Raw genomic sequence first — 25,715 nt, forward strand, 5'->3', positions numbered from 1 at the left:
CGTATGAGCGGCATATCGGTCAGGCGGTTGGCGTGAGGGGGCATCTTGCGGACCGGCGCGGTCGCCGCGCCGACCCCGCCGGAGATCGCTCCCGGCCATGGGGGACGATGGTGGCGTGGCAGGTATGAAGGGCAAGCAGACGGTCTGGGACATGGTCCGGTCGCTGGCGGTGATCGGTGTCGTCGTCGCTGGGATCTACATCTTCGTCCCACATGACGAGAACGCCGATCCGACACGAGTGGTCGACTACCGGGTGGAGACGCTCACGGCGCGGCGCGCGGCGCCGTATCCGGTGGCCGCACCCGTGGGGCTCCCGGCCGAGTGGCGGGCGACCTCGGTGACGTTCGACCGCAAGGCCGCGAACGCCTGGCACCTGGGCTTCCTGGACCCGCAGGAGCAGTACGTCGCGATCGAGCAGTCCAGCGACGCCTCGGGCAAGCACCTGGCGGCCGTCACCCGTCAGGCCAAGGCCACGGGGCAGACGCAGCAGGTCGGAGACCTGGCATGGGAGCGCTGGGAGGGCGAGAAGTACGACGCCCTCGTCCGCCAGGAGCAGGGCTACGCCACGGTGGTGACCGGCACGGCCACGTTCGAGGACCTGGGCAAGATGGCGGCGGCGCTGGAGTTCAAGCAGGGCGCGCAGCAGTGAGCCGGCGCTGACGCACGCGACGTGCGCCGACGGTGACATACGACGGTGACATACGAGAAGGCCGCTCCCCGGGATCCCGGGGAGCGGCCTTCTCGCATGTCTGTCCGGACTCGGACGCGGACTCAGACGGTGGTGATGACCTCGTCGAAGCTCAGGCGCGGGCCGCGGGGGAACCACGCGTCCTCGCCCGGCTTGCCGATGTTGACGACCATCAGCGGGGTGTGGTCGTCGTCCAGGAACTCCTTCTGGACGCCCGCGAAGTCCAGGCCGCCCATCGGGCCCGCGGCCAGACCGGCGGCGCGGACGCCGACGATGAAGTACGCGGCCTGCAGGGCGGCGTTCATCAGCGCCGCCTGCTCGCGGACCGGGCGCTCGCTGAAGAAGGCGTCCTTGGCCTGCGGGAAGTGCGGGAGCAGGGCCGGGAGCTCCTCGTGGAACTCGTTGTCCGCGGAGAGGATCGCGACGAGCGGCGCGGAGGCGGTCTTGGTCTGGTTGCCCTCGGCCATGAGCTTCACGAGGCGCTCGCGGGCCTCGGGGGAGCGGACCAGCGTGATGCGCAGCGGCGTCGAGTTGAAGGCGGTGGGGCCGTACTTGACCAGGTCGTAGATCGCCTGGACCTGCTCCTCGGTCACCGGCTCGTCGGAGAACGAGTTGGCGGTGCGGGCCTCGCGGAACAGCAGGTCCTGGGCGGCGGAGTCAAGAACGAGAGACATCGGAAAGCCTTCTTCCATACGGAGGTGAAGCGATGGCTCGACTTTAACCCCAAAGTCGTAGAATATTCAACTAAATCGGCTTGAGGGTGACTCGGATCACGCGCGGCCCGTCCGCTCAGGCGTCCGGCGCGCCACCCCTGCCGCCCCCGTCGCCCGCGTCGGCCCCCGCTTCGCGGGCCGCCAGCGCGGAGTCGAGCCGCGCGCGGGCACCTTCCAGCCAGTGCCGGCAGACCTGGGCGAGCTCCTCGCCGCGCTCCCAGAGCGCGAGGGAGTCCTCAAGGGAGGTACCGCCGGCCTCCAGCTTGCGGACGACCTCGATGAGTTCGTCCCGGGCCTGCTCGTACCCCAACGAGGTATCGGTCTCCGCCATTCCCGTCCCACCTTGTGTGTGCAGTTCATCGAATGTGTGTGCGGCTCACTCGCCGTCGCGCTGCGCGGTGTCCGGCCCGGTGTGCGGGCGGGTGTCCGGCCCGGTGACCCGTACGGAGAACTCGCCCTCCGCCACCCGTGCCCGCAGCACTTCGTCCGCCGAGACGTCCTCCGGCGAGCGCACCACGTGCCCGTCCGCCCGCTGGAGCACGGCGTACCCCCGCTCCAGCGTCGCCGCCGGGGACAGCGCCACCACCCGGGCCAGGGTGTGGTCCAGCTCCGAATCGGCCCGGTCCAACAGGTGCCCCAGCGTCCGCCGGGTACGGCCCATCAGGGCCTCCAGCTCGGCCTCGCGGGTCTCCACCATCCGCTGCGGATGGACGAAGACCGGCCGTGCGAGGGCGTGCGCCAGACCGCGCTCCTCCCGGTCGAGCAGCCCGCGTACCGCCCGCAGCCCCCTGCCCTGCAGTTGGCGCACCCGCTCCAGCTCCTCGCCGACGTCCGGGACCACCTTCTTCGCCGCGTCCGTCGGCGTGGAGGCCCGCACGTCCGCGACCAGGTCCAGCAGCGGGGAGTCCGGCTCGTGCCCGATCGCCGACACGACCGGCGTACGGGCCGCCGCGACCGTCCGTACGACCTCCTCGTCGGAGAACGGCAGCAGGTCCTCCACGCTGCCGCCGCCGCGCGCCACGATGATCACGTCGACCTCGTCGAGGGCGTCGAGCTCCTTGACCGCCTGGATCACCTGGGGCACCGCGTGCACCCCCTGGACCGCGACGTTCCGTACCTCGAAGCGGACCGCCGGCCAGCGTCGCCGGGCGTTCTCCAGCACGTCGCGTTCGGCGGCCGAGGCCCGCCCCACCACCAGCCCGATCAGCTGCGGCAGGAACGGCAGCGGCTTCTTGCGGTCCAGCGCGAACAGCCCCTCGGAGGCGAGCGACCGCTTGAGCTTCTCCAGCCGCGCGAGGAGCTCGCCGATGCCGACGGGCCGTATCTCGGTCGCCCGCAGCGACAGCTGCCCGCGCGGGGCGTACCACTCCGGCTTGGCCAGCACGACGACCCGCGCGCCCTCCGTCACTGCGTCCGCGACCTCGTCGAAGACCTGGCGGTAGCAGGTCACGCTGAGCGAGATGTCGTGCGACGGATCGCGCAGCGTCAGGAAGACCACCCCCGCCCCCGGCCGCCGCGAGAGCTGCGTGATCTGCCCCTCCACCCACACCTGGCCGAGCCTGTCGACCCAGCCCCCGATGAGCCGGGACACCTGGCCGACCGGCAGCGGCGCGTCAGCCGACGTATTCAGACCCATGTGCGCAGGCTATCCGCCCGCGCTGACAGCGTCTCAGGGTGCGGCGATGGTGTCGCAATCGCGGTGGGCGGATCGGAGGCTACGCGGTGGGCGGGCCGCTGGGGCTGCCGGGGTCGCTGGGGCTGCCGGGGTCGCCGGGGTCGCTGGTGATGCCGGGGGTGCCGGGGTCGCCGGGGCCGGGGTGGCGGCTCCGCTGGGCGTACAGGACGCACAGGCCCACCGCCAGCCAGACCGCGCCGACCACCTGCGCCGCGGGGGCCGCCTCCACGATCACCGCGACCGTCACCGCTGCCCCCAGCAGCGGGAGCAGCAGGTGCTTCCACCAGATCGGCTCGCCCGCCCCGCGCTTCACCACGAACCAGCCGACCACCGAGGCGTGCAGCAGCGTGAACGCCACGAGCGCGCCGACGTCCACCACCGAGACCAGCTGGTCGAGCCCGTCGTCGCGGCGGGCCGCCCACACCGCCGCGATCAGCGTGATCGTCGCCGCCACCAGCAGCGCCGGCCGCGGGGTCCCGTCCGAGGTGCGCGCGAGCGCCCCCGGCAGCCGCCGCTCCCGGGCCATCGCGAACACCAGCCGGCCCGCCGCCGCCTGCCCGGCCAGTGCCGCGAAGGCCGCCCCGACCGCCTTGCTGACCGCGACCAGGTCGTGCAGCCAAGGACCGACCGAGGACTCCACCGCGTCGTAGAAGGCCGGCCCCTGCTGCGCCGGATCGGCCGCCAGCTCCGCCGAGGACACCGGCATCAGCAGCGCCGCCAGGTAGCTCTGCGCGATGAACAGGACCCCGGCCAGCGCCAGGCACAACAGCACCGCGCGCGCCACCCGCGCCGAGCCCCCCGTCACCTCCTCCGCGAAGGAGGCGATCGCGTCGAAGCCGAGGTACGACAGGACCGCCACAGACACCGCGCCCAGGACGGCCGCGAGGGAGAAGCCCAGGGAGCCGTCCCCAGTCAGCGGTGAGAGCCAGCCGCGCTGCGCCCCGCCTTGGACGAGCACCGTCACCGCGGCCGCCACGAACACGAGCAGCACCGCGATCTCCATGGCCAGCACGGCGAAGCCCACGCGCGCGGCCGCCCGTACGCCCCACAGGTTCAAGGCGGTGGTCACCAGCACGGCCAGCGCCGTCCACACCCACCGGGAGACCTCCGGGACCAGCGCGTTCATCGCGATTCCGGAGAACAGGTACGCGACCGCAGGGATCAGCAGGTAGTCGAGCATCGCCATCCAGCCGGCGATCAGGCCGGCGCCCTCGCCGAGCCCCTTGCGCGCGTACGTGAAGACCGACCCGGCCTGCGGGGCCACCTGGACCATCTGCGCGTACGAGAACGCCGTGAAGGCCATCGCGATGGTCGCGAAGAGGTAGACGAGCGCGACGGCGCCGTGCGATTTCGCGTCGAGGGTGCCGAAGACGCCGACCGGGGCCATGGGAGCGATGAAGAGGAGCCCGTACACGACCAGGTCCCGGAAGCCGAGGCTCCGCCGGAGGGCGGGCCCCGGCGTCGTACCGGGGTCCGTCACGGACGCCATCGTTCCTCCGGGGGGCGGTCGGTTCGCACGTTCGACCCAGTCTGTGCCGAACGGGCGACGCCCGGCCTCCTGGAGACCCCCGTACGATGGACCGCATGACTGCTGCCGCCCCTGCTCCCGCTTCCCGACGCGTCCTGCTCGCCGCCCCGCGCGGCTACTGCGCAGGCGTTGACCGAGCCGTGATCGCCGTCGAGAAGGCTCTTGAGCAGTACGGTGCGCCGGTCTACGTCCGGCACGAGATCGTGCACAACAAGTACGTCGTCCAGACGCTGGAGAAGAAGGGCGCCATCTTCGTCGAGCGGACGGAAGAGGTGCCCGAGGGCTCCATCGTGATGTTCTCCGCGCACGGCGTGGCGCCCGTGGTGCACGAGGAGGCGGCGGCCGGCAAGCTCGCGACGATCGACGCGACCTGCCCGCTGGTCACGAAGGTGCACAAGGAAGCCATCCGGTACGCGAACGAGGACTTCGACATCCTCCTCATCGGCCACGAGGGCCACGAGGAGGTCATCGGCACCTCCGGCGAGGCCCCGGACCACATCACGATCGTGGACGGCCCCGAGGACGTCGCGAAGGTCGAGGTCCGCGACGAGTCGAAGGTCGTCTGGCTCTCCCAGACCACCCTCTCGGTCGACGAGACCATGGAGACCGTCGACGCGCTGAAGACCAAGTTCCCGCTGCTGGTCTCCCCGCCGAGCGACGACATCTGCTACGCCACCTCGAACCGCCAGGCCGCGGTCAAGGTCATGGGCTCCGACTCCGACCTGGTCATCGTCGTCGGCTCCAAGAACTCCTCGAACTCGATCCGGCTGGTCGAGGTCGCCCTCGACGCCGGTGCCCGCGCCGCGTACCTCGTCGACTTCGCGAGCGAGATCGACGAGGCCTGGCTGGAGGGCGTCACCACGGTCGGCCTGACCTCGGGCGCCTCCGTGCCGGAGGTCCTGGTCGAAGAGGTCCTGGAGTGGCTGGCGGCCCGCGGCTACGCGGACGTGGAGATCGTCAAGACCGCCGAGGAGTCGATCGTCTTCTCCCTGCCGAAGGAGCTGCGCCGCGACCTGCGCGCGGAAGCGGCCGCCCTCGTCGCCGAGAAGTAGGCCCGAGCCCGCGAAGTTCCCTACGGTGTTTCCATGCAGATCTTCGGCGTGGACATCGGTGGTTCCGGGATCAAGGGCGCTCCCGCGGACCTGGACCGTGGCGAGCTGGCGCAGGAGCGCCACAAGGTACTGACACCGCAGCCGGCCACCCCCGACGGGGTGGCCGGCTGCGTCGTCGAGGTGGTGAACCACTTCGACTGGGACGGGCCGGTGGGAGTGACGTTCCCCGGAGTCGTCACAGGCGGCGTCACCCGCACGGCGGCCAACATGGACAAGGGCTGGATCGGCGTCGACACCGCGACCCTGCTGTCGAAGCGGCTCGGCGGCCGGCCCGTCACCGTCCTCAACGACGCGGACGCCGCCGGCATCGCGGAGATGACCTACGGCGCAGGCCGGGGCCGCGGCGGAACGGTGATCATGCTGACGCTGGGCACGGGCATCGGCAGCGCCCTGTTCACGGACGGCCACCTGGTCCCGAACTCGGAGCTCGGCCACCTGGAGCTGAAGGGCCACGACGCGGAGAAGCGGGCGTCGGTCAAGGCCAAGGAGGACGGGGAACTCACCTGGGAGCGCTGGGCGCACCGGGTGCAGAGGTACCTGGAGCACGTGGAGATGCTCTTCTCCCCGGACCTCTTCATCATCGGCGGCGGGGTCAGCCGCAAGCCGGAGAAGTTCCTCCCGCTCATCGAGGGCGTCCGGGCCGAGATCGTCCCGGCGAAGCTCCAGAACAACGCGGGCATCGTGGGGGCGGCGATGGCGGCGCGGGGTCCGGCGCGTTAGGCGGTCCGGCCAAGCGGTCCGGCTAGGCGGTCCGGCGGGGGAGCCTGCGCCGGGAGATCAGCACGGCCTTCCGTACGACGACGATCAGCGCCGAGACGAGGGTTCCTCCGTACAGCCAGCCGGCGTGCAGCGACAGGGCGGACACGATGCCCATGAGCTGCGCGCCGAAGCCGCCGGAGCCGCCCGCAACGGGCCAGACTCCGGCGGCGAAGGCGATCGGGGCGGAGATCGGCGCGGTGATCAGGTCGGCGGGGCGCACCCAGAGGGCCGTGGCGGCCGCGACCGGCAGGAAGAGCAGCCCGTACGCGAGCAGCGAGCCGCTGAAGAGGAGCCAGGCGATCCCGCCGGCCAGGGTCATCGCGACGCTGGCGAACAGCCCGCCGCCGAGCCCGGTCAGCCGGGGCCGCGGCATCCGGCGGGCCGGCACGGGCCGTGGCCGCCCGCCCTGGGCGGGCACACCGCCGATGGGCTGGGCCGGGCGCCGCTGCTGCGCCCGCTCCGGCTGCTGTCGCTGCGGGTGATCCACCGAACGCGTCTTGTGTTGCTCCACCCCACAAAGCTAGGCGGGCCGAGCGCGGTATCGGTGTGGGGACACGCGTACAACGACTGCCACTCATCGGAAAGTAAACTGTCCGGTGGCCCACTCCCGGGCCGCCGCCCCCTCCAGCTACGGGAAGTCGCCAACGTGTCGCTCACGATCGGAATCGTCGGCCTGCCGAATGTCGGCAAGTCGACCCTGTTCAACGCCCTGACCAAGAACGACGTGCTGGCGGCCAACTACCCGTTCGCCACCATCGAGCCGAACGTCGGCGTCGTCGGCGTCCCGGACTCGCGCCTGGCCGTCCTCGCCGGAATCTTCGGCTCGCAGCGCGTCCTCCCGGCGACGGTCGACTTCGTCGACATCGCGGGCATCGTGCGCGGCGCCTCGGAGGGCGAGGGCCTGGGCAACAAGTTCCTCGCGAACATCCGCGAGTCGGACGCGATCTGCCAGGTCATCCGCGCCTTCAAGGACGAGAACGTCGTACACGTCGACGGCAAGGTCTCGCCGAAGGACGACATCGAGACGATCAACACCGAGCTGATCCTCGCCGACCTCCAGTCCATCGAGAAGGCCGAACCGCGCCTGACGAAGGAGTCCCGCCTCCAGAAGGAGAAGGTCGCGGTCCTCGCGGCCGTCGTCGAGGCCAAGAAGATCCTCGAAGCGGGCGACACCCTCTTCTCGAAGGGCATCACCAAGGGCACGGAGCAGGGCGACCTCCTCCACGAGCTGCACCTGCTGACCACCAAGCCGTTCCTCTACGTCTTCAACGTGGACGAGGACGAGCTCGTCGACGACGCCTTCAAGGCGGAGCAGAGCGCCCTGGTCGCCCCGGCCGAGGCCATCTTCCTGAACGCCAAGCTGGAGCAGGACCTCTCCGAGCTGGACGACGAGGAAGCCCTCGAACTCCTCCAGTCGGTCGGTCAGGACGAGCCCGGCCTGGCGACCCTCGGCCGCGTCGGCTTCGCCACCCTGGGCCTCCAGACCTACCTGACGGCAGGCCCGAAGGAAACCCGCGCGTGGACCATCAAGCAGGGCGCCACGGCCCCCGAGGCGGCCGGCGTGATCCACACCGACTTCCAGCGCGGCTTCATCAAGGCCGAGGTCATCTCCTTCGCGGACCTGGTCGCCTGCGGCTCGGTCGCCGAAGCCCGCGCCAAGGGCAAGGCCCGCATGGAGGGCAAGGACTACGTGATGCAGGACGGCGACGTGGTCGAGTTCCGCTTCAATGTGTAGCCGTACGCTTGCTGCATGTTAGGCGTTGAGTCAAACGTGCACGTCAGAAGGGGTCGGGCTCTGTCGAGTCCGACCCCTTCGTCGTCGCCGTGCTGGATGTTCTGACGTGTGGTCAGCGGTGGTCAGGTGTCGTAAACGGTGGACCGGTGCCCCACGTGAACGACCCAGACCACCAGTTCCCCGTTGTCGATCGTGTAGACGACGCGGTAGTCGCCAACCCGTAGCCGCCGGCGGTCCGGCTGGGACGCGAGTGCGGTGGTGTTGAAGCCGAGCGGATCGCTTTCCAGCTCGGTCAGCTTGGCCAGGATGCGCAGCGCCGTCTCGCGCGGGATCTTCCGAAGCTCGGCCTGCGCCTCGGGGCGGAAGACGGTTCGGTACTCACTCACTGCGCGCCAGCGTCTCCCTCATGATGTCCTCGATCGGGATGCCGGGTGCGGGGTTGGCCATGCGCTCGTCGATGATCCGATTGATCTCGCGCTCTTCCCACTCCTGGTACTTGCGCAGTACCTCGATGGAGACGACGGCGGCGACTTCCTTGCCGCGGCGCGTGATCACGGTGGGTACGTCGTCGCGGTCGGCGCGCTCCACGACCTCAGCCAAATGCGCGCGCACGTCGCGGATGGACTCTATGGGCAGCGGCTGCGTCATACGCCCAAGGGTACCGAGTGTCCCATGTGTACACAATGGCTGGAATCCCTGGTGGCGCCCCGCGCGTGCTGGATGAACTCGTACCGTGCTGGATTGGTGCTGACTTTTCAGCTTCTTCGGGGCGGTGTCAGCTTGTCGAGGTCCAGGCTGACCTCGAAGGGCACGGAGCGCTGGAGGGTGCCTCGGAAGATCCCGGCGGGCGCGTATGCGCCGGTGGGTTCGTCGAGCTCGTAGACGTGGACGACGGGTGCCCCGTCTTCGTCCTCGATGCACCAGTAGTGCGGGATGCCGGCCTCCGCGTACTTGCGGAGCTTTACTGTGCGATCGCGATGGGCGGACTCGGGGGAGACGACTTCGATGACGAGTTGGACGTCCTCTGGTGCGAACCAGGTGCGGTCACCGTCGAAGTCGGCCGTCGTCACCAGCAGGTCCGGTTCGGGACGGTTGCGCGGGTCGAGCTTGATGGTCATCTCGCGGCCGACTCTGGTGTCGGCGGGCACCTGCTCCATGAGTGCGACCGTGAGCATCGTGACGAGGTGGCCATGCCACCACCTCTGGGGCGCCTTCATGAAGACGAGGGCCCCGTCGATCAGCTCGGTGTGGCGGGGCGCCTCGGGGAGGCGGTCGAGGTCCTCCGCGAACCAGCCTTCCGCGCGCGGCGGGCGCATCCAGTCGGGCAGTGCGGTCATGGATTCACGGTAGCGGCCCGAAGCTCAGGCTGGAGAGCCAACGATCTCAGCCGGATGATTTTCGGCAACTTTCCACCCTGTAACCAGCTACCTGCCTAGCGTCCGGCAAGATGCTCGCCCGGATCAACAAGCTCATCGAGGACGTCAGGCGTGACCCGTTCTCAGGGATCGGCAAGCCCGAACCCTTGAAGTACCACCTGCCCGGGGCGTGGTCGCGGCGGATCGACGACGAGCACCGCCTCGCCTACCTGGTGACGGACAAGGAGATCGTCGTCCTCGCTGCCCGATATCGCTACTGATCGCTGAGTGCTCGGTATGTGCTGGGATGCCCTCCCGTGCTGGGATGGTGCTGGGATGACCTCCTCGAAAAGGCCGTTTCCGCAGGCGGGAGCTCTGCACTCGACGTTCCGCTTCAAGGTCTGATCGGACATGGGTAAACGGCCTGACCTGCGAGAAAGCAGGTCAGGCCACGGCGGCGACCTGCTTGCCGCGACGGGTGATGACAGTGGGCACGTCGTCGCGGTCGGCCCGTTCGACGACCTCGGCCAAGTGGGCGCGTACGTCGCGGATGGACTCCATGGGCAGCGGCTGAGTCATGCCTCAAGGGTGCCGAGTGTGCCATGTGCACACAACAGCTTCGGGCCACGGTCGGCGCCGGGGGTGGGGCTCAACATGCAGGCCGCCTCCGTCGTGATCAAGACCCGACCGTCCGACGCGTACGCACGCCGCAGCGCGGTCGCCGAGTCGACGCCGGACGCGGCCGACGTTTCGGACACGGCGATGGCCCGCCAGATGGCCAAGGCGATGATCGCGACGGACGTCGACCCCACCACCTGGGACACTTCAAAGGGACTCGGCCGAAGGTGTACGCCTCGCCCCTCCAACGGGAACCAGGATCTCCTCGCACGGGAGCAGAAGACCATCCTGCCCGCCCTGTTGCACCGACGACCGCTGGGATTGGATTTCGGACGACATGCTGCCTGCCTATCAACTTCTTCTCCGCGACAATCCGGCGGAAGCGAAGCGGCTCATCGCCCTGCCGTTGAACGAGCGCGCCAAGGAGTTCCGGCGCATCACGCTCAACGGCGAGGGCTGATCCAGGATGCCGTACCGCGCCCGGCCCCTCGTCATCACCTTCGCGGCCGTCTCGGCCGCACTGCTTCTTCCCGGTTACCTGTACATGGCCCGGGAGGAGCCCAGTTCCGTGAAATGGGACCTGAGTCACAGCCATACCGAATCGGACGTCAACTGGTCCGGCAGGAGCCGGAGTACCTGGGAAATCTCCTCGGCCGAGTACGACATCACGTTCTCCGGCGGAATTCACCTCACCGGAAAGCGCATGCTCCGGCTCGACGCGGACCCGGACACCGGCACTGTCGAGTCGGTGCACATCATTTATCCGAAGATGAGCACCGATGACGCCTACCGGGCCGCGAAGGAGCTGGCCAAGGAGCTGTCGATGGACACCGTGAACGTGGACCGCTGGTACAAGCAGCGGACCGGCGGCCGCGAGGCCGGGCACGAGGAGGTGGTGTCCACCAGCGGCATGTCTCCCGCGAAGCACACGCCGGGAACGCCGTACATCGACGCATCCCTGCTGTACTCCTTCGACGAGGAGAAGCCGACGTTCATCGACCTCTCCTTCTACTGGCCGAAGACGGAGAAGTGAGCCTCTGAGGCAACGTCATCCCGTCCAGGTCAGCCGCCTCGCCCCGTTTCGTTGTCCGCGAGGGTCCTCAGCCGCGTACGCCGGCCCTCGATCTCCGGACGGGTCAGGTGACCCGGATCTCCAGGACGTAGTCCTCGTTTCCGGGCCGCTCTCGAACCGTGGACGGGCCGCGGGCTCCTTGTCCGGTGGGGGCTTGCGAGGGGCGCCGGGTCAGGCGTGGGGGACCGCCGTGGCGAGGACCACCTCGAATTCCTCGACGCTGCTGGTGCTCACGCGGGCCTTCGCCGTGATCTCTCCGCGGACCGCCGCGACGGCGCCACGGGACGCCGTGAGTGCGTCGCGGTCGGTGTAGAGCGCGCCGATCGCGGCCCTGCCCCGGCCGCGGTCGATGAGCAGGGAGAGGCCGGCCAGTCCGGGGATCTTCTGGACCCCGGGGAGCGAGGTGTCTCGGAACGTGTCCACCAGCAGGTCGATGCCGGACGGCTCGACGTCGATGCGGACCAGCCGGAACACTGCGCCGGGCCCGAGGGTGTCCGCACGCCGGGCGACCGCCGCTTCCCAGTTGTCGACCGTCATGGTCTGCGCGAACGGTGCCATCATCTCGGCCCGCCGCTCGCTCAGGTTCTCGTAGCTCGCCTGCCGGGAGGCCTCGTCCTCCCACCACGACCCCACCAGGAGCTTGCCGATCTCGCGGTCGACGAACACCCCCATCCCGCGAAAGCCCGGCTGTGCCGACAGCAGCTCGCGGCCCTCGGTCCGGAGCTCCTCGGCGACCCCGTCGAGCTCGGCCGGATCACCCGTTGCATAGATGCTGCGAACGTACATAGCGCCCTTTCCTGCCTGCCGGTGGCCCGTGCGGGCCCGTGTTCCCCACTCCATGCGATGGTCAGGGCGGACGGGGGGCAACGCGGCGGGGGCAATCAGGTGAAGGGGCGGGCCGTCGCCGGGAGCTCGTGGCTTCCCGCGGAGCCGCTGGACGAGGAGCCCGCGGAGCACCCGGCTCCGGGCTCCGGGCCCGGGCCGGGGCCGGGTTGTGGGGGCACGGTGCGCGGGGTCCGTCCAGTGGCCACGTCGACCACGGCGGCGATCCGCGCGAAGGGCATGGTGGTGCGCCAGCCCGATGTGTGGTGAGCGGAGTTCAGGAAGCGTCGAGGCCCTGCGCGTCGCGCCGGGCGTAGCCCGGTGCGGGCGATCCGGGCGGGGCGGGCGGAGAGCCTCGTTGACGTGTGGATCTCGCTGAGTATGTTCACGGAGCGCACGCGGTCTCAACAGCAGGCTCGGGGGAGCGTGGGCGTTTGGAGGCTCAGGCCGTGACCAGATGGCGATTCCGCACGCAGTTGTGGACCGCGGTGACCACCACCAGCCTGTTGCTGGCTCTGGCCCCGGGACTGGCCGCCGCCGCGCCGCCGGGCGCCGCCGATCCCGCGGATCCGACCGTACGACGTGATCCCGCGACGGGTCACGCCCGGATGATCTTCAACTCCGGCGGGTACCTGACCCCGCCCTCCAAGCAGGCCCCCGAGTACGTCGCGCTCGCGTACGTACGCGAGCACCGCGGGGAGTTCGGCCTGACCGCCGCGCAGGCCGCACAGCTCGTCGTCGTCTCCTCCTACCCCACGAAGCACAACGGCGCCCGGCAGGTGACGCTCGGTCAGAGCATCGACGGCATGCGCGTCCACGGCGGGCTGCTCACCGCCACCGTCGACGAGCGCGGCCGCCTGGTCATCCTCGGCGGCGCCGTCGTGACCGCCGAACCGGCCGGCAGCGTCGAGCTGACGGCCAAGCAGGCCCTCGACCACGCCGCCGAGGCCCAGGGCGCGCGGGCCCAGCGCGAGATGACCGGCACGGACAACCGTGACAAGGGCCGGCAGAAGTTCAAGAACGTCTACGCGAAACGGCTGACGAAGCCCAACGACGTGACCGCGGAGCTGGTGTGGTTCCCCACCGACAGCGGGCGTGAGCTGCGCCCGGCGTGGCTCACCGACATCGAGGTCTCGGGCACCTCCTGGTACGAGACGGTGGTCGACGCCGCCGACGGCCGGCTGCTGAGCCGCGAGAGCCGGTACCACCACGCCGGTCCGGAGGGGACCGTCTTCACGGCGCAGCACCCGGAGATCAGCGGCGCCACCCGTATGGTCACGCCGTTCACCGGCCGTGACGGCTCCTGGGTGACTGACCGGCTGACGCAGGGCAACAACGCCAACGCGTACCGGGACGAGGACGGCGACAACACGGTCCCGGACACCGGGAACGACGCCCTGCGGCCGCAGTCCCCGGCCAGCGGCGACCCGAACTACCAGCACTTCACCTACACGTTCGGCGACGCCTGGCGCACCAATGCCAGCGGGACGCAGGCCAACCTCGACGCGGACGTGAACCCCGTCATCACGCAGCTCTTCTACTACACCAACGTGATGCACGACTACCTCTACGGCCTGGGCTTCGACGAGGCGTCGCGCAACTTCCAGGTCAACAACTTCGGCCGCGGAGGCACGGGCAACGACCCCGTGCTGGCTGAGGCCCAGGACGGCTGGGACCTCGGCTGCCTGGACGGCGCCATGCCGCCGAACGCGGTCCGGTGTGAGAACAACGCGAACTTCGGCACGCCCACCGACGGCGCCAGCCCCCGCATGCAGATGTACATGTGGGAGCCGCCGGACCGGCCGTGGCGCGACGGGTCGCTCGACGGCGACGTGATCGCGCACGAGTACGGCCACGGGGTCTCCAGTCGCCTCGTCGGCGGCGGCCACCTCGGCGGCGGCGCCCAGACCGGCGCCCTCGGAGAGGGGTGGAGCGACACGATCTCTTTCCTCAAGTGGGGCGACGCGGTGGTCGGCGAGTACGTCACCGGCAACGCCTCCACCGGCATCCGCACGCAGGCCTACGACACGTCCACCGAGAAGTGGGGCGCCTTCCGGCCGGCCCGCGGCGTGCACCGCAACGGTGAGGTCTGGGCCGCGACGATGTACGACATCCGAGAGGCGAAGGGGGTCGCGTTCACCGAGCAGCTCGTCATCGACGGCATGAAGAACACCGTCGCCGCGCCGAGCTACCTCGATGCGCGCGACGGCATCCTGGCCGCCGACATGACCGACAGCGGCGGCGCCAACCAGTGCCTGCTGTGGCGGATCTTCGCCGGTCGCGGCATGGGAGCCAACGCCGCGTCGAGCGCCGACCAGAACACCGTGACGGCCGACGAGACCGCCCCGGCAGCCTGCCTCCCGACCGCGAATGCGGGCGGCTCGTACACGATGGACGAGGGCAAGAACCTCACGCTCGACGCCTCCGGCTCCGCCCGAGGGACCGCGGGGTCGTCGGGGAGCCTGTCGGCGTACGAGTGGGACCTCGACAACGACGGCGAGTACGACGACGCCACCGGGGTCACCACCACCTTCGACGCGGTGGGCCAGGACGGCGTCTCCACCGTCGGGTTGCGGGTGACGGACACCGCCGGCAACACCGACACCGACACGACGACGGTCACCGTCGCGAAGGCCGCACCGGCCGTCACCCTCCAGCCGGTCCCCCCGGCCGGCGAGAACGGCCCGGTCACCGTCACGGGCAAGATCAGCGACCCGGGCTGGCTCGACCCGCTGACCGCCACGGTCGACCGGGGCGACGGGGCCGGCCCCTTCGGGGCGGCGCTGGCCAACGCCGAGGCGGTCTACAACAACCCGGCGTCGACGCGGAACCAGCTGCTGAACCAGGTCGACGTACTGCTGCGGTTCAACGTGCGTGACGGTGGCTGACCGACGCCTGGTGTGCCTCGCCGCCCTCGCGCTCTTCACCGGGTGCGGGGGCGGGGTGGCGCATCCGCCGCAGAACGGATCCCGCGACCCGGGCGGTACGGGAGCCACGGGTGCCACGGGGGTCGGGGCGCCGACGTCGGCGCAGGGCCGCGTACTCACCGCCGCCGACGACGGCTTCACGGGGCGGCTCGCGGTCGGACAGACGGCCCGCCTGCGCCTGCCCCTCCCGGAGGGAGGGCCCGAACCCACAGCCCGGGGCGACTCGGTGCTGCTGATCCGCATCGACAACGTGACGGGCACGGGCCACCGTGAATGGGAGCTCCGCGCGGTCCGCCCGGGCACCACCCGCATCTCGGCCCCCCGCCCCACCGGCCCCCCGGCCACCCTGACCCTCACCGTCCCCTGACCACCACCCCCCGACCGGCGACCGGCCCTGCCGGGCCGGTCGGGGCAGGTGGCGGGGCCGGGGCTAGGAGCTGCGCGGGGAGCGCGACGGGCGGGGGCGGTCCTCGGGCATCTCCATGCCCATGTCCTCCCGGTCCATGTCCTCGGACATGGGGTCCATCGGCTGCCTGGCTTCCTGCGACTTCTGCTTGGCCTGCTCCTTGAGCTTGTTGGCCTTGTCCTGGGGCGGTTGCTTCTTGGCCATGCCGGTTCGCTCCTCGAAGAGGGTGAGGGGGACGAGCACCACCCTGGCACCAGGCCGTCACTCACGCACGTCGGAACGTCACCCTAGGTGATCGGCTGGGTGAAGTGGGCCGCCGCGAGGACCGAGCCCTCCGGGGTGAGGAGCCGGGCGCCCGCGAGGGTCGTGGCGTTCACGTCGGTCGTCGCGACCCAGTAGCCGTAGCCGTCCTGGAGCGAGAACGTCCCGAGGCGGGTCATCGTGCCGTCCGTGTGGTCGAGGACGCAGCTGACCTCGGGCATCGGCTTCTCCAGGTCCACCGACATGTACACCCAGCCCTGCGTGCCCGGATGGGCGAAGACCCGGCCCACCTCCCGGCCGTTCGTGATCAGCGGCGCCTGGAGCAGCTGGGCGTTCGCGCGGGCCGTCGGGGACAGGGGCGCCGCGGCCTGCTCGATCGCCGTACCCGCTGCCCAGCCGCCGAACCCGCAGGCCACGGCCAGGGCAGCCGCCACGGCCGCGACCTTGGGCCGCAGCAGCCACCGCCGGCCGGGCGCCCGCGTCGGCGCGGCCTCCGGGGCGGGGGGCGGGGTCGGCTGGAGGGCGGCGGTGACCCGGCTCTCGAAGCCGACTGGGGGCTCCGTGCCCGGCAGCAGGGCGAGCAGCCCGTCGCCGACCAGGGCCAGCTGCTCGACGTGTCCCCGGCAGCCGGGGCAGTGGTCCAGGTGGGCGACCGCACGGGCGCGCTCCCGGGCCGGAAGGATGCCCAACGCCAGCTCGGCGTCGACCTCCTTCAGCTGCTCGCAGGTCATCTCGCTCATCGCCGGCTCTCCTCGGCCCCCAAGGTCCTGCGCAGCTTGTGCATCGCAGTCCGGATCCGTGTCTTGGCCGTCCCCAGCGGTATCTGCTCCATGTCGGCGATCTGCTGCGCGGTCAGCCCGTAGATGCCCGCCATCACCAGGGCGCGGGCCTGCTCCCGGGGCAGGGCCGCCACGGCCGCCCGGATCCCGGCCGACGTCTCGGCGGCGACCGCGTGCTGTTCGGGGGTCTCCGTCACGATGTCGAGGAGGGCCTCCAGGTCCTCGGGTGCGACCGGATTGGCCCGGCGGGCCCGGACGGCGTCGATCGCCAGGTGGTGCGCGATCGCCGTGAGCCAGGTCCGTACCGATCCGCGCCGCGAGTCGTAGACCTGCGCGTGCTGCCACGCCCGCTCGAACGTTTGTTGTGCGATGTCCTCGGCGAGCTGCGCATCGCCGACCACGGCGATGGCCACGCCGAAGACCGTGCGCTGGAAGCGGCGCACGAATGCGACGGCGATCTCGGGATCACCCGTCGCCAGGCCCGACAGCAATGCCTCGTCCGGTGCACGCCCGAGCGGGAGGCCCATTCTCTGCACGTCAGAGGATACGGTCGGCCTCCCCGAATGGATTGGTCCCGGTTCATGGGGAAACACCCCTTCATTCTCCTCCCGTCCTGCGACCCCGTCCTCAATCCCCCGGCGCCGTTCGGCCGTATCCCGTCGGTACGGACACACCGGAGGGCCGAGTCATGACAGGAACACTCACCCGGACCGGCCGCGCAGGACTGGGGTTGGCGGCCGGAGCACTGGCGGGACTGCTCGCCGCCTGCGGGGGCGGCACCTACGGAACCGGGAACGGCGCCGCGGCGCCCCCCGCGCCCGCCGCCACACCCGCCGCACCCACACCGGCCGCGACCCAGGTCACGGCGGACCTGAGCGACTTCCACATCGCCCTGTCCCGGACGACGTTCACGGCCGGGCCCTACACGTTCACCATCAGGAACACCGGCCACCACGACCACGCCCTGGAGATCGAAGGACCGGGCGGAGAACACCGCTCCAAGACCCTGGCGCCGGGAGCGAGCGGGACCCTCGGCGTCACCCTCAAGGACGGTAAGTACGAGGTCTACTGCCCCGTCGACGGGCACAAGGACCTCGGCATGAAGACGGAGATCACCGTCGGAGGCGCCATGAACGGCTACTGAGCGTCCCGCCCCGGGCGGTAGGTTGCGGTTGCGTGCAGTCGTTACCCGGTGCTGCCGCGAGCAGTCGAGGGGTGAGGGGCATGCGGCGCAGGGCGGCCGAGGTGATCGACGCGGGCGAGACGCTGCACACGGCGGCCGCCGCGCTGCTGGCCGACCACCGGCGGGCCGTCGACGCGGTACGGGAGGCCTGGGCTCCGCTCCACGCGGAACTCGCCCGCTCCGAGCTGCGTCGGATCCCCGTCGACCGGCTGACCCACGTCACCGAGGGGCGGCTGCGCGTGGCCGCCATCGAGGCGGCCGGCCTCGACACCGTGCAGCGGGTACTGGACGCGGGGCGCCACGGGCTCCGGCAGATCCCCGGGGTCGGGCAGCAGACCGCCGACCAGGCGCTCGGCGCGGCGCGGCAGCTCGCGGAGGCGGTCGGGGAGACCGTCGCCGTGCACCTGGACGTGGACCACCCGCAGCCCCGGACCACCGCCCTGGTGGCCGCCCTCCAACTGCTCGTCGAGGCCGGGCCCGACGCCCGCCGGGCCGTCGAGGCGGCCACGGTGCTGGACACCGGACTCGGGCCGCTGCTCGACGACGCCAGGCCCGCCGCCGGCCGGCTGCGGATGTGGTTCGCGGGACGGGAGCGGCGGGAGCGGGCGCTGGCCGCCCTCACCGGGATCGGCCGGCAGACCGAGCGGGCCGCGGCCGACGGGGTGCCCGTCCTGCTCGGGCAGGCCTCGGTCGACCTGCTGCGCGGCCCCGCCGACGAGGCGGCGGCCTGGGTCGACTTCGAGCTGCGCTCCGCCGAGTACTACGGCCTGCTCGCGGAGATCACCGAGCGGGCCGGGGGCGGCCCCGACCCGGCCGCCGCCCAGGGGTTCCTGCCCGACGCACTCGCCGAACGGGTCCGCGCCCAGGCCCTCGACGGCACGCACAGCCGGGTCTCGCTGCGCGGCTACCAGTCCTTCGGCGCCCGCTTCGCGCTCGCGCAGCGGCGGGTGATCCTCGGTGACGAGATGGGGCTCGGCAAGACGATCCAGGCGCTGGCCGTGCTCGCGCACCTGGCCGCGCAGGGCCGACGCCACTTCCTCGTGGTCTGCCCGGCCGGCGTCCTGATCAACTGGACCCGGGAGATCGAGGCGCGCAGCACCCTGCGCGCGGTCGCCCTCCACGGACCCGGCCGGCACGACGCCTTCGCGGACTGGCGGGGTGGGGGCGGAGTGGCCGTGACGACCTTCCAGGCGCTGACCGGGTTCCCCGAACTCGCCGCCGACGAGCTGGGGATGCTCGTCGTGGACGAGGCGCACCACGTCAAGAACCCGCAGGCGCAGCGCTCCCTGGCGGTCGCGGCCTGGGCCGCCCGATGTGCGTACGTCCTCTTCCTCACCGGCACCCCGATGGAGAACCGGGTCTCGGAGTTCCGCAGTCTCGTACGGATCCTGCAGCCCGAGGCGGCCTCCGGCATCGGCGACGTCGACACGGTCGCCGGCTCCAGGGCGTTCCGCAAGGCGGTGGCCCCCGCGTACCTGCGGCGCAACCAGCGCGACGTGCTCGCCGAACTCCCCGAGCTCCAGTGGACCGACGAGTGGGAGGAGCTCAGTGCGGCCGACCGGGACGCCTACCGGGCGGCGGTACGGGCCGGGAACTTCATGGCGATGCGCAGGGCCGCGTACGCGGAGCCGAAGCGGTCGGCGAAGCTGCACCGGCTGTGCGAGTTGGTGGCGGAGGCCGCCGCCAACGGGCTGAAGGTCGTGGTGTTCTCCGCCTTCCGCGAGGTGCTCGGGGTGGTCGGGGAGGCGCTCGGCCCGCAGCAGCCCGGAGGCCGCCTCTTCGGGCCGATCTCCGGGAGCGTGCCGCCCGCCCGCCGCCAGCGGCTGATCGACGGCTTCGGCGCGGCGGCCGGGCACGCGGTGCTGCTCGCCCAGATCGAGGCGGGCGGGACGGGGATCAACCTCCAGGCGGCGTCCGTGGTGATCCTCTGCGAGCCACAGGTCAAACCGACGATGGAGCAGCAGGCGGTGGCCCGTGCGCACCGGATGGGGCAGGTGCGCGCGGTACGGGTGCACCGGCTGCTGGCCACCGACGGGGTGGACCAGCGGATGCTGGAGGTGCTGGAGCGCAAGGCGCGGCTCTTCGACGCGTACGCCCGGCGCAGCGCGGTGGCGGAGGCGGCTCCCGAGGCGGTCGACGTCTCGGACACCTCGCTGGCCCGGCGCATCGTCGAGGAGGAGCAGGCGCGGCTCGGCGCCGCCCGCTGAACCCGAGCCGTGCGAGCGGCGCGTGAAAGGTCAGAGCCCGCGGACCGAGGCGACCGTGAAGGTCGTCGGCGTACCCGGGCCCATGGGGCCGCCCTTGTCGAACTGGGAGCGGACCACGAGCGTGCGGCCCGGGGTGTGGCTCAGCGTGGTCGGGATCTGCAGGGACGGGTCCGTGATCGTCCGGGTCAGCCGGGCCCGGGTGCCGTCGGGGCTGAGGTGCCAGCGGGTCAGGGTGTTGGTGATGTTGTGGGCCACCCGCAGGGTGCCGTCGGGAGCGAGGTCGAGGCCGTCGGCGTGGGTGAGGTCGCCGCCCTGGAGGGCGACGCGGGAGATCGCGCCGGTGCGCAGGTCGATGCGGTGGAGGTCGCCCGCGATCATGTCCACGGCCAGGAGGAAGCGGCCCGCCGGGTCCGAGGCGATCCCGTTGAGGCTGACGGTGCGCCCCGGGTACGGGGTGAGGTGCTCGTGCAGGTCGTACGCGGCGGTCAGCGGGCCCGAGCCGGCCGCGAGCTGGGCCGGGGTGACGCGGTAGACGAGCGCGCCGAGGCTGTCCGTCAGGTAGGCGGTGCCGTCCGGGGTGATGGTCAGGTCGTTGACGAAGAACGGGGCGGCCCCCGGGACCTCGAAGTGGGCCAGGCGCTTGCCGGACGCGGTGTCGTAGACGGCGACCCCGGAGGTGGAGTCGGTGACCCACAGCCGGCCGCGGGCGTCGACGCGCAGGCCGTTCGCGGTGTGGCGGCCGTCGGTCCCGGCGGGCAGGAACACCTCGGCGGTGTGCCGGCCGGGGCGGGCCCGGTAGACGGTGCCGTCCGCGTACGAGCCGACGTAGACGGTCTGGTTGCGGGGGTCGGTGGCTATGCCCTCCGGATAGACCTTTGCGCCGGGGAGCGTGAAGGCCGTGGAAAAGTGCCCGTCGGAACCCTGGGCGGCCTGGGCGGCCTGCGCCGCCGGGGCCGTGCCCAGGGTGAGTGCGGTGGCCAGGGTCAGGAGCGTGACGGGCAGGAGCTTCTTCAGCACAGCAGGTGTCCTCTTTCGTGTAGGTGAGCACGAATGTAAGTTAGAGCTCTAATGCATGCAAGGGCCTTAGGATGCAGGGATGACCTCCATGCCTCCCGAGGAGCGCATCGGCTCGCACGTCAAGCGCGCCGAGCAGGCGCTCCTCGCGGCCAAGAACGCCGCCCTCAAGCCCGCCGCAGTGACGGTTCCCCAGTACGCCGCGCTGCTCTGGCTCGCCGAGAAGCCGGGCATCTCCGCGGCCGCGCTCGCCCGCCTGTGCGGGGTGACGCCGCCGACCATGAACACCGTGCTGAAAAACCTCCAGGAGCGCGGGCTCATCGAGCGGACCGCGCACGAATGGCACCGCAACGTGCTCGAAACCCGACTGACGGAGGAGGGCCGGGCCGCCATGGAGCTCGCCGACTCCGGCGCCGTACGGGTGGAGCGGGCGCTGGCCGCCGCGTTCTCGCAGGCGGAGCGCGAGCAGCTGATCAGCCTGCTCGGGCGGTGCGCGGAGGCGCTCGACGCCCAGCGGTGAGCCGCCGGAGGCGGATCCTGTCGTCGGCGTTTTCGGACGCGTGAGATCCCGGCCATGTTTTGCCCGGTCTTGGAACTGTCCGCAGGATTCGCACATCAGGACCAAGGAGAAGTCAGCCGTTCTGTCCCCACCGGGGGCGGTCACGACCGTTCGGAGCGAAGTTCGTGCATCAGTACCCGCCCAGGCGCTCCCGGCGCGCGATGTGGATATCCGCCGCCGTCGCCTTCGCGCTCCTGCTCGGCGGCGCCGGCTTCGCCGCCTGGAAACTCGAATGGTTCTCCGGCAACGGCGGCTCCGTGAGCTTCGGTAAGGCTCCCGCCTCCGCCTCCGCCTCCGCGTCAGCCGCACCCGACGCCGGCAAGTCGTCCCCGGGTGCGCCCTCGCCCTCCGCCTCGCCCAGCGGCGATCCGGACGTGGCCCTGCCGACCGGCCCGAAGTCCGACTTCAAGCAGACCGCCAAGCTGGACGACGGCACGGTCATCGCGAAGACCCGGCTCGCGGGCGCGAAGTCCGGTTTCGAGGGCGACGTCTGGGTCTGGACGCCCAAGGAGTACGGCGAGGCGAAGTACGAGAAGAGCGCCTTCCCGGTGCTGATCGCCCTTCCCGGCGGCAACGGCTTCCCGAGCAACTACTGGTCCGACCGCAGCCTCGGACTCCAGAAGGCCATCACCGAGGGCGTCCAGGCCGGCACCAGCCTGCCGTTCATCGTGATCATGCCGGTGCTCAACCCGGACGCCAAGTACTACTACGACGGCGCCGACATCCCCGGCCAGCCGAAGATGGGCACCTGGATCGCGGAGGACGTCCCGGCCTTCACCAAGGCCAACTTCCGTACGTACAAGTCCCGCGACGGCTGGGCCTTCATGGGCTCGTCGTCCGGCGCCTTCGTCGGCATGAAGACCGTCCTGCAGTACCCGGACCGCTTCAAGGCCGTGATCGCCAGCGGCGGCGAGATCGTCCCCGACTCCCCGTTGTGGAAGGGCCACCAGGCGGAGATGGACGCGAACGATCCCGAGAAGCTCGCCAAGAAGCTGATCGACGCCAACGGCCCCGAGGTCTACATCAACTTCCAGGTCGGCACCAAGGAGACCGGGAAGGACCGGATGGTCAAATTCCAACAGCAGTTCGGCAAGGGCCCCGTCAAGATGACCATCCGCGACATCCAGAACGGCGAGCACAACGGCTGGCACTACGTCCGGGGCATGAAGGAAGGCTCCCTGGAGTGGATCAGCAAGGTGCTCAAGGGGCCGCAGCCCGCGACCGGCTGAGCCTCCGGCTGAGCAGGCCTTATGCACGGAGCCCGGGACCCGCGTGGCACGCACCACGTCCCGCCGGTCCCAGGCAACCCATCCGATCGTTGACACCTCTGTAAGGGGTGTAAGGGGGACCGATCGGTCCGACCCGCGCTCTTCGGGAGCGCCGGAGAAGGAACGGGACAAATCCGTGCAGCATGACCAGCTTCAGAGCGATGGCGGCCTCCTGGCCGAGGAAGGCCCGCTGACCACGGGCCGCCGCCGTCCCAAGCGCCTGCGCAGGCTTCTGATCAGCGGTGCGCTGGCATTCGTACTCGCCGCCGGGGGCGCCGCCGCCTACCAGTACGGGCTCTTCTCGGACATAGGGGATCCGGTGTCGTTCGGGAAGGTCCAGCAGTCGGCCGCGGCCGCGGACATCGGGCCGGGGGTGAGGATGCCGACCGGGCCGAAGGCCGCCTTCGTGCGGACCTACCGGCTGCCCGACGGCACCCAGATCGGCCGGACCACCCTGACCGGCGCGAAGTCCGGGTTCACCGGTGACGTGTGGGTGTGGGTGCCGAAGCAGTACGACGAGCCGAAGTACGCCAAGAGCGCCTTCCCGGTCCTGATCTCCCTGCCGGGCGGTCGGGGCTACCCCACGAACTACTGGGGAACGGGCCCGGGCCTCGGCCTGGAAAAGGCGGTGAGCGACGGGGCGAAGGCCGGTACGAGCCTGCCCTTCATCCTGATCATGCCGGTGCACAACGCCGACACCAAGCACCACTTCGACGCCTCGGACATCCCCGGCGAGCCGAAGATGGGCACCTGGATGGTCGAAGACATCCCGGATTTCACGAGGGCCAATTTCCGGACCTTCACCTCCCGCGACGGCTGGGCCTTCATGGGCTCCTCGGCGGGCGGGTTCGGCGCCTTCAAGCACGTCCTGAAGTACCCCGACCGCTTCAAGGCGGCCATCGCGAGCGGGGTCGACATCGTCCCCGACTCCCCGCTGTGGAAGGGGAACACGCAGGCCATGGACGAGAACAACCCCGAGAAGCTCGCCGGGAAGCTGATCAAGGAGGGTGGTCCGGACGTCTACATCAACTTCCAGATCGGCACGAAGGAGATCGGCCGCGAGAAGGCCGAGAAGTTCATGAGCGAGTACGGGAAGGGCCCCGTGCACACCACGCTCCAGGTGATCCAGGATGGTGAGCACAATGGGAAGTCGTACGTGCGCGGTATGAGGGAGGGCGCTCTGGAGTGGATCAGCAAGGTCATGCTGGCGCCGACCCCAGACCCCGCCGTGCGATGAACGCAGTGGCCAAGGGTGCGTCCGCGGCGGCCGTCGCCGGAGTGGCGGCGATGCTTGCCGTCGGCTTCCTCAAGGCGACGGACGGGGATGCGAACGCGGTGCACCCCTTCCCCGGCGTCGGCGTGCTCATGGCCAACGGGGAGCACTGGTGCACGGCGAGCGTCGTCGACAGCCCGAAGGGCACGGTCGTCGCGACCGCCGCGCACTGTGTGGCCCCGGCCGGCGAGGACGGCGCGCCCGGTGCGGTCGCGCACGACGGGCGGGCCATCGGTGACCTCTCCTTCGCCCCCGCCTTCACCGGCGAGGGCGTGGGCCGCCAGCCCCTCGGGGTGTGGAAGGTCCGCGCGGTCCACGTGGACGAGCGCTGGATCAAATGGGGGGAGGACACCGCCGATTTCGCGTTCCTCAGCATCGAGCCGGACGAGGACGGCCGCACCGTGCAGCAGGCGGTCGGCGGCGCCGCGGAGGCACCCAAGCCCGACTGGACCTCCGGGTACGAGCGCGACGTGACGGTCGTCGGCTACCCGGAGTCGGACCGCAACCCGCAGAACAAGCCCGTCTCCTGCACCACCCAGACCAGCCACGACCAGGAGGACCCCGCGATGCTCTACATCAGCTGCGCGGGCTTCTGGACGGGCACCAGCGGGAGCCCGTGGATCGCCGACCGCGGCGGTCCGGGGAACCCGGGGCGGCTGATCGGGGTGCTGAGCGGCGGGAACACGGACGTGGACTCCACGGCCGCGCTCTTCGACGAGAAGGCCAAGGCGCTGTACGAGCAGGCCGCGCGGGACTGACGCCGGGCCCGGGCCCGGCCCCGGCGCCGGACCGCCTCCGCTACTGCCTGCGCTCGGTGCTGACGATCACGCATACCGCGAGGACGACGATCGCGCCGCCGATCAGGATCGGGACGGTCAGGGCCTCGTCGAGGATCAGCGCCCCCAGCGCGACGGCGACGACCGGATTGACGTACGCGTACGTGGCGACCAGTGACAGTGGCGCCGACTGCAGCAGCCACGCGTAGGCCGTGAAGGCGACCAGCGAGCCGAAGACGACGAGGTAGCCCAGAGCCAGCCAGGAGGCGGTGGAGAAACCGGCCCAGTCCAGCCCGTGGTGTTCGCCGCGCAGCAACCCGACGACGATGCCGCCGGTCCCGCCGGCGAGCATCTGGTACGCGCTGCCCGTGAACGGGTTGCCCGGCAGCGACAGCTTCGACGCGGCGAACGAGCCCAGCGACCAGAGCACGGACCCCGCCAGCACCAGCAGCACGCCCCAGAGCCGCACCGCGCCGCTGATGCCCGGGCTGGTCAGTACCGCGAGCCCCCCGAAACCCAGCAGTACGCCGCCGAGGGTGCGCAGCGCCGGCCGGTCGCCGGTGGCGGTCCGCAGCACCACCAGCCACATCGGCACGGCCGCGACGAGCAGCGCGGCCAGGCCGGACGGGATCGAGGTCTCCGCGAGCACGACGAGGCCGTTGCCGCCGAGCACCAGCAGCAGGCCGACCAGGACCGCCGCACCGGCCTGCGCACGCGTGGCCCGGAGCGCGGCCGGCCCGTACCGCCAGGCGACGAGGCCGAGCAGCAGCAGGCCGGCCGCGATGAAGCGGGTTCCGGCGGACAGGAACGGCGGCATGGTCCGGACGACGACCCGGATGCCGAGGTAGGTGGAACCCCAGAGGACGTAGACGAGGGCGAGCGCGACCCACACGGCGCCCGTGACCCTGCGGGCGGCGGATTGCGGCGGCTTGCTCTCGGCGGTCTCCGGGGTGCGCATGACCGGATCCTAGGTTCGTTGGCGCGT

The 25,715-nt window shown here is 71.1% G+C and carries 28 protein-coding genes and 2 pseudogenes; 15 read left to right on the forward strand and 15 right to left on the reverse strand.

From position 1 onward, the window contains the following. Positions 1 to 124: 124 nt before the first annotated feature. Positions 125 to 649, forward strand: a complete 525-nt coding sequence (locus OHA65_RS24035) for a DUF4245 domain-containing protein (protein ID WP_327285763.1) — start codon at positions 125 to 127, stop codon at positions 647 to 649. 122 nt (positions 650 to 771) lie between these two features. Here the strand turns inward: OHA65_RS24035 and OHA65_RS24040 are convergent, their stop codons facing one another. The 4 genes from OHA65_RS24040 to OHA65_RS24055 form a co-directional block, all read right to left on the reverse strand. Continuing rightward, positions 772 to 1,362, reverse strand: a complete 591-nt coding sequence (locus OHA65_RS24040) for a malonic semialdehyde reductase (RefSeq protein ID WP_327285191.1) — start codon at positions 1,360 to 1,362, stop codon at positions 772 to 774. 115 nt (positions 1,363 to 1,477) lie between these two features. Beyond that, complete coding sequence (locus OHA65_RS24045; RefSeq protein ID WP_405762394.1) at positions 1,478 to 1,732, reverse strand: exodeoxyribonuclease VII small subunit; 255 nt, start codon at positions 1,730 to 1,732, stop codon at positions 1,478 to 1,480. A gap of 45 nt (positions 1,733 to 1,777) precedes the next feature. Then, positions 1,778 to 3,037, reverse strand: a complete 1,260-nt coding sequence (gene xseA / locus OHA65_RS24050; protein WP_328763528.1) for an exodeoxyribonuclease VII large subunit — start codon at positions 3,035 to 3,037, stop codon at positions 1,778 to 1,780. Positions 3,038 to 3,116: 79 nt separating this feature from the next. Further along, positions 3,117 to 4,565, reverse strand: coding sequence for an APC family permease (locus OHA65_RS24055; RefSeq protein ID WP_328763529.1), 1,449 nt, complete (start codon positions 4,563 to 4,565; stop codon positions 3,117 to 3,119). Between the two features lie 86 nt (positions 4,566 to 4,651). Between OHA65_RS24055 and OHA65_RS24060 the strand changes: the two genes are divergently transcribed. Both OHA65_RS24060 and ppgK read left to right on the forward strand, forming a co-directional pair. Continuing rightward, positions 4,652 to 5,656: a 4-hydroxy-3-methylbut-2-enyl diphosphate reductase gene (locus OHA65_RS24060; protein WP_405762396.1), complete on the forward strand. Its 1,005-nt coding sequence runs from the start codon at positions 4,652 to 4,654 to the stop codon at positions 5,654 to 5,656. Between the two features lie 33 nt (positions 5,657 to 5,689). After that, complete coding sequence (ppgK, locus tag OHA65_RS24065) at positions 5,690 to 6,436, forward strand: polyphosphate--glucose phosphotransferase (RefSeq protein ID WP_327285196.1); 747 nt, start codon at positions 5,690 to 5,692, stop codon at positions 6,434 to 6,436. 22 nt (positions 6,437 to 6,458) lie between these two features. On the opposite strand, the gene OHA65_RS24070 is transcribed toward ppgK, so the two are convergent. Beyond that, positions 6,459 to 6,986 carry a DUF6542 domain-containing protein gene (locus OHA65_RS24070; protein WP_327285197.1) on the reverse strand — a complete coding sequence of 176 codons (528 nt, stop codon included), beginning with the start codon at positions 6,984 to 6,986 and terminating at the stop codon, positions 6,459 to 6,461. Between the two features lie 135 nt (positions 6,987 to 7,121). Between OHA65_RS24070 and ychF the strand changes: the two genes are divergently transcribed. Next, positions 7,122 to 8,210, forward strand: coding sequence for a redox-regulated ATPase YchF (ychF, locus tag OHA65_RS24075; RefSeq protein WP_327285198.1), 1,089 nt, complete (start codon positions 7,122 to 7,124; stop codon positions 8,208 to 8,210). Positions 8,211 to 8,332: 122 nt separating this feature from the next. On the opposite strand, the gene OHA65_RS24080 is transcribed toward ychF, so the two are convergent. The 3 genes from OHA65_RS24080 to OHA65_RS24090 form a co-directional block, all read right to left on the reverse strand. Further along, complete coding sequence (locus tag OHA65_RS24080) at positions 8,333 to 8,596, reverse strand: type II toxin-antitoxin system RelE/ParE family toxin (RefSeq protein WP_405762398.1); 264 nt, start codon at positions 8,594 to 8,596, stop codon at positions 8,333 to 8,335. Further along, entirely contained in the window at positions 8,589 to 8,858 is a 270-nt protein-coding gene (locus OHA65_RS24085; RefSeq protein ID WP_007266282.1) for a type II toxin-antitoxin system Phd/YefM family antitoxin, read from the reverse strand. Before OHA65_RS24085 ends, OHA65_RS24080 begins: the two co-directional genes overlap by 8 nt. Positions 8,859 to 8,965: 107 nt before the next feature. Then, the gene (locus tag OHA65_RS24090) at positions 8,966 to 9,547 is read right to left on the reverse strand and encodes a Uma2 family endonuclease (RefSeq protein WP_327285200.1); all 582 of its coding nucleotides are present in this window, start codon (positions 9,545 to 9,547) and stop codon (positions 8,966 to 8,968) included. Between the two features lie 107 nt (positions 9,548 to 9,654). Here OHA65_RS24090 and OHA65_RS24095 point away from each other — a divergent pair. After that, positions 9,655 to 9,846 (forward strand): annotated as a pseudogene (locus OHA65_RS24095) (Txe/YoeB family addiction module toxin); the annotation flags it as partial. 169 nt (positions 9,847 to 10,015) lie between these two features. Here the strand turns inward: OHA65_RS24095 and OHA65_RS24100 are convergent. After that, positions 10,016 to 10,144, reverse strand: a pseudogene (locus OHA65_RS24100) (type II toxin-antitoxin system prevent-host-death family antitoxin); the annotation flags it as partial. Between the two features lie 376 nt (positions 10,145 to 10,520). On the opposite strand from OHA65_RS24100, the gene OHA65_RS24105 reads away from it, so the two are divergent. Both OHA65_RS24105 and OHA65_RS24110 read left to right on the forward strand, forming a co-directional pair. Further along, entirely contained in the window at positions 10,521 to 10,643 is a 123-nt protein-coding gene (locus tag OHA65_RS24105) for a hypothetical protein (RefSeq protein ID WP_327285201.1), read from the forward strand. Positions 10,644 to 10,649: 6 nt separating this feature from the next. Then, positions 10,650 to 11,216, forward strand: a complete 567-nt coding sequence (locus OHA65_RS24110; protein WP_327285202.1) for a hypothetical protein — start codon at positions 10,650 to 10,652, stop codon at positions 11,214 to 11,216. Between the two features lie 210 nt (positions 11,217 to 11,426). Here OHA65_RS24110 and OHA65_RS24115 read toward each other — a convergent pair whose 3' ends face one another. Further along, on the reverse strand, positions 11,427 to 12,041 hold the full coding sequence (locus OHA65_RS24115; RefSeq protein WP_405762400.1) for an antibiotic biosynthesis monooxygenase: 615 nt from the start codon (positions 12,039 to 12,041) through the stop codon (positions 11,427 to 11,429). Positions 12,042 to 12,526: 485 nt separating this feature from the next. Between OHA65_RS24115 and OHA65_RS24120 the strand changes: the two genes are divergently transcribed. Beyond that, on the forward strand, positions 12,527 to 14,965 hold the full coding sequence (locus OHA65_RS24120) for a M36 family metallopeptidase (RefSeq protein ID WP_405762401.1): 2,439 nt from the start codon (positions 12,527 to 12,529) through the stop codon (positions 14,963 to 14,965). Then, positions 14,958 to 15,371 carry a hypothetical protein gene (locus OHA65_RS24125; protein WP_327285208.1) on the forward strand — a complete coding sequence of 138 codons (414 nt, stop codon included), beginning with the start codon at positions 14,958 to 14,960 and terminating at the stop codon, positions 15,369 to 15,371. Before OHA65_RS24120 ends, OHA65_RS24125 begins: the two co-directional genes overlap by 8 nt. A gap of 63 nt (positions 15,372 to 15,434) precedes the next feature. On the opposite strand, the gene OHA65_RS24130 is transcribed toward OHA65_RS24125, so the two are convergent. From OHA65_RS24130 to OHA65_RS24140, 3 genes are all read right to left on the reverse strand, one after another. Beyond that, positions 15,435 to 15,614: a hypothetical protein gene (locus OHA65_RS24130; RefSeq protein ID WP_327285209.1), complete on the reverse strand. Its 180-nt coding sequence runs from the start codon at positions 15,612 to 15,614 to the stop codon at positions 15,435 to 15,437. Between the two features lie 83 nt (positions 15,615 to 15,697). Beyond that, positions 15,698 to 16,411 carry a zf-HC2 domain-containing protein gene (locus OHA65_RS24135; protein ID WP_328763537.1) on the reverse strand — a complete coding sequence of 238 codons (714 nt, stop codon included), beginning with the start codon at positions 16,409 to 16,411 and terminating at the stop codon, positions 15,698 to 15,700. Then, positions 16,408 to 16,977, reverse strand: coding sequence for a sigma-70 family RNA polymerase sigma factor (locus OHA65_RS24140; protein WP_327285211.1), 570 nt, complete (start codon positions 16,975 to 16,977; stop codon positions 16,408 to 16,410). The genes OHA65_RS24135 and OHA65_RS24140 overlap by 4 nt, the downstream gene beginning before the upstream one ends. Before the next feature lie 161 nt (positions 16,978 to 17,138). On the opposite strand from OHA65_RS24140, the gene OHA65_RS24145 reads away from it, so the two are divergent. After that, complete coding sequence (locus OHA65_RS24145) at positions 17,139 to 17,594, forward strand: cupredoxin domain-containing protein (protein ID WP_328763538.1); 456 nt, start codon at positions 17,139 to 17,141, stop codon at positions 17,592 to 17,594. Between the two features lie 80 nt (positions 17,595 to 17,674). Further along, on the forward strand, positions 17,675 to 19,840 hold the full coding sequence (locus tag OHA65_RS24150; protein ID WP_328763540.1) for a DEAD/DEAH box helicase: 2,166 nt from the start codon (positions 17,675 to 17,677) through the stop codon (positions 19,838 to 19,840). 30 nt (positions 19,841 to 19,870) lie between these two features. Here OHA65_RS24150 and OHA65_RS24155 read toward each other — a convergent pair whose 3' ends face one another. Further along, positions 19,871 to 20,857, reverse strand: a complete 987-nt coding sequence (locus OHA65_RS24155) for an SMP-30/gluconolactonase/LRE family protein (protein ID WP_327285214.1) — start codon at positions 20,855 to 20,857, stop codon at positions 19,871 to 19,873. A gap of 79 nt (positions 20,858 to 20,936) precedes the next feature. Between OHA65_RS24155 and OHA65_RS24160 the strand changes: the two genes are divergently transcribed. The 4 genes from OHA65_RS24160 (at position 20,937) to OHA65_RS24175 (ending at position 24,712) form a co-directional block, all read left to right on the forward strand. Further along, entirely contained in the window at positions 20,937 to 21,374 is a 438-nt protein-coding gene (locus OHA65_RS24160) for a MarR family transcriptional regulator (protein ID WP_327285215.1), read from the forward strand. Positions 21,375 to 21,538: 164 nt separating this feature from the next. After that, positions 21,539 to 22,642 (forward strand): alpha/beta hydrolase-fold protein, encoded by a 1,104-nt coding sequence (locus OHA65_RS24165; protein WP_328763542.1) that lies wholly within the window; start codon positions 21,539 to 21,541, stop codon positions 22,640 to 22,642. 175 nt (positions 22,643 to 22,817) lie between these two features. Further along, the gene (locus OHA65_RS24170) at positions 22,818 to 23,918 is read left to right on the forward strand and encodes an alpha/beta hydrolase (protein WP_405762403.1); all 1,101 of its coding nucleotides are present in this window, start codon (positions 22,818 to 22,820) and stop codon (positions 23,916 to 23,918) included. Next, on the forward strand, positions 23,915 to 24,712 hold the full coding sequence (locus OHA65_RS24175) for a trypsin-like peptidase domain-containing protein (protein WP_327285218.1): 798 nt from the start codon (positions 23,915 to 23,917) through the stop codon (positions 24,710 to 24,712). The genes OHA65_RS24170 and OHA65_RS24175 overlap by 4 nt, the downstream gene beginning before the upstream one ends. Before the next feature lie 40 nt (positions 24,713 to 24,752). On the opposite strand, the gene OHA65_RS24180 is transcribed toward OHA65_RS24175, so the two are convergent. Beyond that, the gene (locus OHA65_RS24180) at positions 24,753 to 25,688 is read right to left on the reverse strand and encodes an EamA family transporter (RefSeq protein WP_405762405.1); all 936 of its coding nucleotides are present in this window, start codon (positions 25,686 to 25,688) and stop codon (positions 24,753 to 24,755) included. Between the last annotated feature and the right edge of the window lie 27 nt (positions 25,689 to 25,715).

This window comes from Streptomyces sp. NBC_00045, from assembly GCF_045041095.1.
Taxonomy (GTDB): domain Bacteria; phylum Actinomycetota; class Actinomycetes; order Streptomycetales; family Streptomycetaceae; genus Streptomyces.

Bases quoted from the DNA above. Each gene is read 5' to 3' on its own strand.
- OHA65_RS24110 (WP_327285202.1), top strand. From the start codon at position 10,650: ATGCCGTACCGCGCCCGGCCCCTCGTCATCACCTTCGCGGCCGTCTCG.
- OHA65_RS24040 (WP_327285191.1), bottom strand. From the start codon at position 1,362: ATGTCTCTCGTTCTTGACTCCGCCGCCCAGGACCTGCTGTTCCGCGAG.
- OHA65_RS24045 (WP_405762394.1), bottom strand. From the start codon at position 1,732: ATGGCGGAGACCGATACCTCGTTGGGGTACGAGCAGGCCCGGGACGAA.
- OHA65_RS24105 (WP_327285201.1), top strand. From the start codon at position 10,521: ATGCTGCCTGCCTATCAACTTCTTCTCCGCGACAATCCGGCGGAAGCG.
- OHA65_RS24140 (WP_327285211.1), bottom strand. From the start codon at position 16,977: ATGGGCCTCCCGCTCGGGCGTGCACCGGACGAGGCATTGCTGTCGGGC.
- OHA65_RS24055 (WP_328763529.1), bottom strand. From the start codon at position 4,565: ATGGCGTCCGTGACGGACCCCGGTACGACGCCGGGGCCCGCCCTCCGG.
- OHA65_RS24130 (WP_327285209.1), bottom strand. From the start codon at position 15,614: ATGGCCAAGAAGCAACCGCCCCAGGACAAGGCCAACAAGCTCAAGGAG.
- OHA65_RS24160 (WP_327285215.1), top strand. From the start codon at position 20,937: ATGACCTCCATGCCTCCCGAGGAGCGCATCGGCTCGCACGTCAAGCGC.
- ppgK (WP_327285196.1), top strand. From the start codon at position 5,690: ATGCAGATCTTCGGCGTGGACATCGGTGGTTCCGGGATCAAGGGCGCT.
- OHA65_RS24135 (WP_328763537.1), bottom strand. From the start codon at position 16,411: ATGAGCGAGATGACCTGCGAGCAGCTGAAGGAGGTCGACGCCGAGCTG.
- xseA (WP_328763528.1), bottom strand. From the start codon at position 3,037: ATGGGTCTGAATACGTCGGCTGACGCGCCGCTGCCGGTCGGCCAGGTG.
- OHA65_RS24150 (WP_328763540.1), top strand. From the start codon at position 17,675: ATGCGGCGCAGGGCGGCCGAGGTGATCGACGCGGGCGAGACGCTGCAC.
- OHA65_RS24145 (WP_328763538.1), top strand. From the start codon at position 17,139: ATGACAGGAACACTCACCCGGACCGGCCGCGCAGGACTGGGGTTGGCG.
- OHA65_RS24035 (WP_327285763.1), top strand. From the start codon at position 125: ATGAAGGGCAAGCAGACGGTCTGGGACATGGTCCGGTCGCTGGCGGTG.
- OHA65_RS24115 (WP_405762400.1), bottom strand. From the start codon at position 12,041: ATGTACGTTCGCAGCATCTATGCAACGGGTGATCCGGCCGAGCTCGAC.
- OHA65_RS24180 (WP_405762405.1), bottom strand. From the start codon at position 25,688: ATGCGCACCCCGGAGACCGCCGAGAGCAAGCCGCCGCAATCCGCCGCC.
- OHA65_RS24175 (WP_327285218.1), top strand. From the start codon at position 23,915: ATGAACGCAGTGGCCAAGGGTGCGTCCGCGGCGGCCGTCGCCGGAGTG.
- OHA65_RS24090 (WP_327285200.1), bottom strand. From the start codon at position 9,547: ATGACCGCACTGCCCGACTGGATGCGCCCGCCGCGCGCGGAAGGCTGG.
- OHA65_RS24060 (WP_405762396.1), top strand. From the start codon at position 4,652: ATGGACCGCATGACTGCTGCCGCCCCTGCTCCCGCTTCCCGACGCGTC.
- OHA65_RS24085 (WP_007266282.1), bottom strand. From the start codon at position 8,858: ATGACGCAGCCGCTGCCCATAGAGTCCATCCGCGACGTGCGCGCGCAT.